The sequence below is a fragment of the uncultured Corynebacterium sp. genome, from assembly GCF_902782855.1.
Classification (GTDB): domain Bacteria; phylum Actinomycetota; class Actinomycetes; order Mycobacteriales; family Mycobacteriaceae; genus Corynebacterium.
Genome location: NZ_CACZOO010000110.1, coordinates 1 through 7,185 on the forward strand (window position 1 = coordinate 1; position 7,185 = coordinate 7,185).

A 7,185-nucleotide genomic window follows, 5' to 3' on the forward strand; every position below is an offset into this window, starting at 1 on the left:
CAACAGGGTGAAGGCGCCCTCCAGGCGACGCAGCACCGACAGGGCCGACGCCTCGAAGTCACCGGCGGTCGGGCCGCAGTTGTAGGCCAGGGCGAGAAGGTGGGCAGCGACCTCCGAGTCGGTCTCACTGACCAGTTCGATACCGGCGGCCTCGATCTCGGAGCGCAGTTCGGCGAAGTTCTCGATGATGCCGTTGTGGACGATCGCGGCCTTGCCGTCAAAGGAGACGTGGGGGTGGGCGTTGACATCGTTCGGACGTCCGTGGGTGGCCCAGCGGGTGTGCCCGATGCAGGTGGCGCCCGCGAACCGGTCACTGTCCCTGCCACCGTCGGCGTCGATCTGCTCCAGCAGGTTCGCCAGCTTCCCGGCCTTCTTCTCCACCTCGAGCTCCCCGGGCCGCACCACCGCGACACCGGCGGAGTCATACCCCCGGTACTCCATCCGCGCCAATGCGTCCAGACCGATGTCGAGGGCCCTGACCTGCCGCACCGCGTCTCCGACGTAACCAACGATTCCACACATGCGCACCACCCTACCGAGCGATGCCGGTCGGGGGTTACTCCGGTCCGCCCCCGTATCCGGAGACCTTGCTTCCACCGGGTGGGCCCGCGACCGCCCGCGGGAATGTCCGGTCCCTTATCATGGGACCGTGGCTGAGAATGTGAAGAACCTCATCGCCCGCCTCGGCAGGCCCGGTCCCTTTGACGTGAACATCGGCGACCTCGGCGTCGCCGGGCTGCCGGGACGCGTCTACGTACCCGTCAGAGGTTCCGGCGGTGCCGCCCGCCGCGGACGCCGCAAGCGGGTGTCGGTTCCCGGAGTGGTGTTCGCCCATGACTGGAGGGTCTCGGCGGACGCCTACCATGTCACCCTGCGCCACCTGGCGAGTTGGGGCATCGCCGTGGCGGCACCGGACACCGAGACCGGCTTCGTCCCCGACCAGCGTGGCTTCGCCGCCGACCTGGAGTCCGCCCTGCGGATCCTCGTCGGCGTGAAACTCGGCGACGGTGCGACGGTCGTCGACCCTGCACGCCTGTACCTCGCCGGTCACGGCATGGGTGCGGGCGTCGCGGTGCTCGCGGCGACGGGCCGCCCAGCCGCAGACGCGACCGTGACCACGAACGACACCCCGGCCCTCGCCGGTGTCATCGCCGTGTACCCCTCCGACACCACCCCGAGCTGCTACGCGGCCGCGCGCTCCGTCGAGGCCCCCGGCCTGGTGCTCGACGCGGGACGCCCGGGCACCGTGCCCGCCGGCAACGCCCGCCGTCTCGCCGCGAACTGGCGGGGTCCGGTGGGTTACCGGAAGATCCTCAGGGGCAGCCCGGCCGGGTTCAGTGAGCCGGTGCTCCGCAAGGTCGGTCTCGGCGGTGCCCGCCTGGAGTTCGGCGTCCAGGACCTGCTGCGTGCCCTCATCGTCGGCTTCATCGCCGGTGACGGCGCCGTGGACACGAAGGAGGCTGCGGCGTTCACCCCGCTGCACCGTTTCGGTGCGGACCTCCCGGTGGTCAGGGGCACAGAGACCGCGACGAGGCGCGCCCTCTTCGAGTCCCTCCCCGAGTTCGCGGATCCGGGCGACAAACTGCAGGACGCCATCCTGCACCGCTGACCTGTGCCGGTCCGTTTTCCCCGTGACATGTCTGACCGGTCCGGTGGGGTGGGCCGGGAGCAGGTGAAACCGGGCAGGTGAGGCCGGGCAGGTGAGGCCGGGTCCAATGGGGAGGTCTGCCGGTGGCAGGCGGGGTCATGGAGTGCGGGTGTTGAACAGGGTGTCGGCGGACCTGCCCTGCCGGGACTGCGGGGCCCGGTGCGCCGGATCTCCCTCGTGCGCCCGGGGCACCCCGACGGCCCCCGCCCCGGCCGGGTCGGAAGGGCCTGTTCCGGCGGACGCCCCGGCGCGCTCAGCGAGCTCTTCCACCCGCCGTCGGAGGTTCTCCGGCCAGTCCTTGTCCGCCATCGCGGCCTCCACCTCCGCAGTGAGTTTGCGCAGGACCTCGGTCTGGGCACGGTACGCTTCGATGAAATCGGCGCTGACCTGTCGCATTTCTCCGAGGTAGTCCTCCATCACCGCCCGGTGCGCGTCACTCATCCGCGGCGTGCGTGCAGTATCTGTCATGGTCACTCTCCTGTTCATGGGCCGGTGGGGTGTCACCAGGCGTCGGCGGACTCCGGCACGGCGGTGTCGTTACCGGTGCCGGTGGTCCAGATGTCCGGATTCCAGTTGTCCGTGGCCGGCGGCGGCACTACGGCGGTGTCCGGGACCACGGGCGCATCAACGGTCATCGCCGCGCCACCGGTATCGGCGACGACGGTGGGCGCCCCCGCCGCGTCCGGGATGCGGTCGGTCTTGTCGAACCCGTGGACGGGATCCACACGGGGCGACTCCGGGGCAGGTTCCGGCCCGGGTTCAGACTCAGGGTCGGGCCCGGGTTCAGACTCGGACCGCGGCTCGGCGCAGACCGGCTCCGGCCCGGGTCCCTGTTCCACGCACGCGGGCGGCTCCGCCGGGCCCCCGGCGACCATCTCCGGCGATCCGCCCAGTGCGACCGCCGCTCCGACCCCGAGCAGCAGACCGGCCGTGGTGCCCGCCGCACCCGCGACCATCGCCTCCGGGGCAGCGGGGAGGCAGTCTCCGACCGTGATGTCCACCAGTGCCTCCAGTCCACTGTTTCGCTGCCCGAGCAGATCGGTCACCGCCGTCACCGCCCCCTGGACCATCCCGGCGGCGGTCTCCCCGCATCCGCACGCCACCGCGGCCGACGCCAACCCGCACACGTCCTCGACCAGTGTGCTGATCTCCCCCATGCAGCTGACGGTGAGCTGATCCATCGCCGTGGCACAGCTGCCCACCGAACCCACCGCGTCCCGCCAGAGGGCGGTGTGGGCGGCCAGTGCGTCCCGGGCCTCGCAGAGGCCCCGGCCCGGAACCCCGCCTCCGATACCCGCCACCGCCTCCGCTGCCAGCGTGACCAGTGGTGCGACCTCGGCAGCGCAGTCCACTGCCCCGGCGGCGGTGCACCCGCCACCGGCCCCGGCGGAGAGGGCACTGGCGGAGAGGGCACTGATGTCAAGGCCCCTCGTGAAGTCCGCCGTGGCCCGCATCTGCTGCACCTGCCCCGCCGGGCACCCGGTCTGTTCCGCCGTGGCGGCGAGCATGCCGAGTGCGGCGTCCGTCCCGGTGGCGGCGCCGGTGGTCACCGGGGACCACCTCCACTGTCCGAGGTGCCGGTGGCTGTGGCAGCGGCTGTGACGGCGGCTGTGACGGCGGCTGTGACGGCGGTGACCGCGTCCGACGCGTGAAGGTCGGCACCGGTGATCCGCTCGACCGACCGTCGTGCGTCCTCCAGGCCGGTACGCACCCGGCGCAGATGGCCGGCCCGCGCGTCCCGTGCCCCCGCGAGTAGCGCGACGACCGCAGCCCCCTTCGCCCCCAGCCCCTGGCCGAAGGACACCGCGGTCAGCGCCCCCGGCGTGCCCGGCGGCGGCCCGGCGTCCGGCACCGCGTCGACTGCGGTGAGTGCTGCGGTGACGGCGCACCTCCCCTGCTCCGTATCGACCGACATCCGGTCCGTGTGTGCCATGACAGTGGTCCTCCTCCCCTGCCGCCCCGACGGCGGACAGTCCTACCCCTGTTTGACTCCACCGACGGCCGGAAGGTTCCCCGGCACCGGGGAAGACACCGTGCAGAGGGGGTCAGCCCTCCGAGAGGACCACCGCCGCCAGCTGCCCGGCGACCCGCTTGGCGTCCGCGGCGGTGGTGGCCTCCACCATCACCCGGTAGACCGGCTCAGTGCCGCTGGGCCGCAGCAGCACCCGGCCGGACTCCCCCAGCTCCCGCTCTGCCTCGGCGACGGCCTCGGCGACCACCGGGGAGGTGTGGATCTTCTCCTTGTCCTCCACCGGCACATTGACCAGGGTCTGCGGCAGCACGGTCATCACTGAGGCCAGCTCGCGCAGCGTCCGACCGGTCTCCGCCATCCGCGCCATGATCGACAGACCGGTGAGTGTGCCGTCACCGGTGGTGCCGTGCGCCGGAATGACGACGTGGCCGGACTGCTCCCCGCCGAGGGACAGGTCCTGGGCGTTGAGGTCGGCGAGCACGTACCGGTCCCCCACCTTCGTACGGCGCAGTTCGATGCCCCGCTCCCTCATCGCCAGAGTGAGGCCCAGATTCGACATCACGGTGGCGACGAGGGTGTTCTTCCGCAGTTCACCGGACTCCTTCATCGCGACAGCGAGGATCGCCATGATCTGGTCGCCGTCGACGATGTTCCCCTCGGAATCGACCGCCAGGCAACGGTCGGCGTCGCCGTCGTGGGCCAGGCCGAGATCGGCGTGTTGCTCCAGGACCGCCTCCCGGACCACGTCGATGTGGGTCGAGCCGCAGTTGTCGTTGATGTTGTAGGAGTTCGGGTGGTTGTGGATCGCGACGACATCGGCACCGGCCTGGGCGTAGGCCTGCGGGGCGGCCTCACTCGCGGCACCGTTGGCACAGTCGACGACGACACGGATCCCGTCGAGCGGTGCGGGCACGGCGGACGCCAGGTGGAACAGGTAGCGCTCCAGACCGTCGCCGGACTCCTCGATGATGCGCCCGATACCCGCACCGGTCGGTCCGGTCTCGGGCAGTTCGAGCATCATCGCCTCGATCTCGTCCTCGACGGTGTCGTCTAGTTTGTGGCCGCCGGCGGCGAAGAACTTGATGCCGTTGTCCGGCATCGGATTGTGGGACGCCGAGATCATCACCCCCATGTCCGCACCGTAGTCATCGGTGAGGAACGCCACCGCCGGGGTCGGCAGCACGCCGACGTTGAGCACGTCGACCCCCTGCGCCGCCATGCCCGCGGAGAGCGCGGCGACCAGCATCTCACCGGAGACCCGGGGGTCGCGCCCGATGACGGCGACGGGCCGTCGCTGCGAATTCGGGGAGGTCTCGGTGAGGACGCGGGCCGCAGCGGCCCCCAGCCGCAGGGCGAGGGGGGCGGTCAGTGACCGGTTCGCCAGACCGCGCACCCCGTCAGTTCCGAAAAGTCTGCTCATGGGGAGCCAGTCTAGTGGGTGCAGCACACCACCCGGGCGTCGACGTGCGGGCACCCCGGCTGAACGGTTGCTGTCAGTCCACGAACTGGTAGGCGGCGTACCCGATCCCCCCCGCCATCGCCTCCAGCAACTGTTTCCCGTCCTCCTCACGGATGAGGCACTTCCCCAGCCACGGGTCCCAGGACTCGTTGTTCGCGGTACCGAGCGGGAACCCCACTCGACCCGTACCGAGATACCGGAGCCACCTCTCATCGGTGTCGTCGACGACCCACGAGTACCGGACGACCGTCTGCCGGGCCCGGGGATCAGTGATCGCCATGGCCAGCGTCAGCCGTCCGTCCTCGGCGATCCCGGCGAGGATGTCCGCTGTGGCGTCGCCCACCGGCCAGTAGTGCCGGGCCCGTTCCCGCGCCTCGTCATCGGACCACGGCCAGCGCGGATCCCATCCACGACGGACCACGTCCTCGAACGGCTCCCCCGCTTCAGCGTCCCAGAAATGGCCGACCGGACCATCCCCGATGATATCGGGGCTCAGGGGCATCTCCTCCGATGACCCCTTGACCACGACACAGATGCCCTCCCGCTCCCGTGGCCCGCCGGGCAGGAAGTCCGCGAGGTCGGCCGTCCGGACCCGTTCAATCTCCGCTTTCTCCGCAGCGTAGAACCGGCGGACCTCACCGGCGGGCATGAGAACCTCCGCCTCATGATGGCCTGCCACCTCATTGGTCAGCACGTTGCCGTAGCTCCGCATCATCTTGATCACGAGGGCCTCGGTGCGCAACGCCTCAGCCTCGGTGAGACTCCACTCGACGAGGTAGGCATGACGTTCGATGTCCAGGTCGCCGTCGGCGGCGTCGATGAGGTCACTGATCGTCTGCTTCTTCGCACTGAGAGTGACCGTCGCGTCGACGTCCCGTCGGCGGAGGTCGGTGACAGTGTCCTTGAAGTGCTGCTGCCAGCGGGCCCCCTTCCCCTTACCCACGTAGAAGATGTTGCGGAGGTCGAACCCCTCGTCCACAGGCGTCAGGGACAGAGCGTAGACATAGTACTCACCGCGGCCATCACCGACGGTGACGGAGACATCGTCGAGTTCGTCGGCGGTGTCTGTCGGGTTCATCTGCTGTGTTTTCATGGTCGACAGTTTATCGACGATGCGTGCACGGATTCCGGGATTGTCGGTAGCACTCCCCGATCACTCGGGCGACAACAGTCATGTCGCTGCAACATGTGCATGACTGCCCCGCTCGCGAACAACGAGGACCGGATACCGGGGATTACGGGGGATTACGGGGATTACGGGGATTACGGGGATTACGGGGATTACGGGGATTACGGGGAAGTGTTACCAGGTTTTTCCGGTGGCGCTTTCGGCGACCTGGGGAAATGCCGGGCTACGGGGCCGGTACCTGGTAACAGTTTCCGGCTGGACACGCGGACACGCGGACACGCGCACACGCGGACACCGGAGTACGAGGACACGAGGGCACGAGGACACCGGAGCACGAGGACACCGGAGTACGAGGAGTTTCGGGGCGCCGGCCGGGGATCCGCACACCCACACACAACGAAACGCCGCCCACGGCGCACACGGGGTGCGGCATGGACGGCGTCTCCGCCCGGAAAACCGGGACGGCCCACCAGGGCTGAGCGGCGGGGATCCCGGAGAACCGGGCCCCGACACAATCAGCGCTTGGAGTACTGCGGGGCGCGGCGGGCCTTGTGCAGACCGGCCTTCTTGCGCTCGACGGCGCGGGCGTCACGGGTGAGGAAGCCGGCCTTCTTCAGGGCGGCCCGCTCCTCCGGGTTGTACTTGTTCAGGGCGCGGGAGATGGCCAGACGCATCGCGCCGGCCTGGCCGGAGGGGCCACCGCCCTTGAGGTTGACCTGGAAGTCGAACTGGTTCTCGCGGTCCAGCAGGACCAGCGGAGCCTTGATCAGCTGCTGGTGCAGCTTGTTCGGGAAGTAGTCCTCCAGGGTGCGGCCGTTGCAGGTGAACTGGCCGGAACCGGCGACCATACGGACGCGGACGACAGCCTCCTTGCGGCGACCGACAGTCTGGATCGGGCCCTCGTAGAGATCGGCGACGGCCGCAGTGGCCTCGTCGGTCTCCTCGACCTCGGCGACGATGTCACCGATGGTGGCGAC

7 protein-coding genes and 1 pseudogene are annotated in these 7,185 nt (G+C 69.9%); 1 reads left to right on the forward strand and 7 read right to left on the reverse strand.

Annotated features, from left to right (window positions below):
* A pseudogene (locus tag QZV72_RS05125) lies at window positions 1-522 on the reverse strand (class II glutamine amidotransferase); the annotation flags it as partial.
* A gap of 127 nt (window positions 523-649) precedes the next feature.
* On the opposite strand from QZV72_RS05125, the gene QZV72_RS05130 reads away from it, so the two are divergent.
* Window positions 650-1,609 carry a dienelactone hydrolase family protein gene (locus tag QZV72_RS05130; protein WP_297005997.1) on the forward strand — a complete coding sequence of 320 codons (960 nt, stop codon included), beginning with the start codon at window positions 650-652 and terminating at the stop codon, window positions 1,607-1,609.
* 135 nt (window positions 1,610-1,744) lie between these two features.
* Here QZV72_RS05130 and QZV72_RS05135 read toward each other — a convergent pair whose 3' ends face one another.
* The 6 genes from QZV72_RS05135 to rpsI all read right to left on the reverse strand — a co-directional run bounded on the left by QZV72_RS05135 (window position 1,745) and on the right by rpsI (window position 7,176).
* Window positions 1,745-2,116: a hypothetical protein gene (locus QZV72_RS05135; protein ID WP_297005999.1), complete on the reverse strand. Its 372-nt coding sequence runs from the start codon at window positions 2,114-2,116 to the stop codon at window positions 1,745-1,747.
* A 32-nt stretch (window positions 2,117-2,148) separates the two neighbouring features.
* Entirely contained in the window at window positions 2,149-3,198 is a 1,050-nt protein-coding gene (locus QZV72_RS05140; RefSeq protein ID WP_297006000.1) for a procyclic acidic repetitive family protein, read from the reverse strand.
* Complete coding sequence (locus tag QZV72_RS05145; RefSeq protein ID WP_297006001.1) at window positions 3,195-3,581, reverse strand: hypothetical protein; 387 nt, start codon at window positions 3,579-3,581, stop codon at window positions 3,195-3,197. Before QZV72_RS05145 ends, QZV72_RS05140 begins: the two co-directional genes overlap by 4 nt.
* A gap of 112 nt (window positions 3,582-3,693) precedes the next feature.
* Window positions 3,694-5,040, reverse strand: coding sequence for a phosphoglucosamine mutase (gene glmM / locus QZV72_RS05150; protein ID WP_297006002.1), 1,347 nt, complete (start codon window positions 5,038-5,040; stop codon window positions 3,694-3,696).
* Between the two features lie 73 nt (window positions 5,041-5,113).
* Window positions 5,114-6,172 carry a GIY-YIG nuclease family protein gene (locus QZV72_RS05155; RefSeq protein ID WP_297006003.1) on the reverse strand — a complete coding sequence of 353 codons (1,059 nt, stop codon included), beginning with the start codon at window positions 6,170-6,172 and terminating at the stop codon, window positions 5,114-5,116.
* A gap of 551 nt (window positions 6,173-6,723) precedes the next feature.
* A complete protein-coding gene (gene rpsI, locus QZV72_RS05160) occupies window positions 6,724-7,176 on the reverse strand; it encodes a 30S ribosomal protein S9 (RefSeq protein WP_297006004.1) in 453 nt (150 codons plus the stop codon).
* Window positions 7,177-7,185 lie beyond the last annotated feature (9 nt).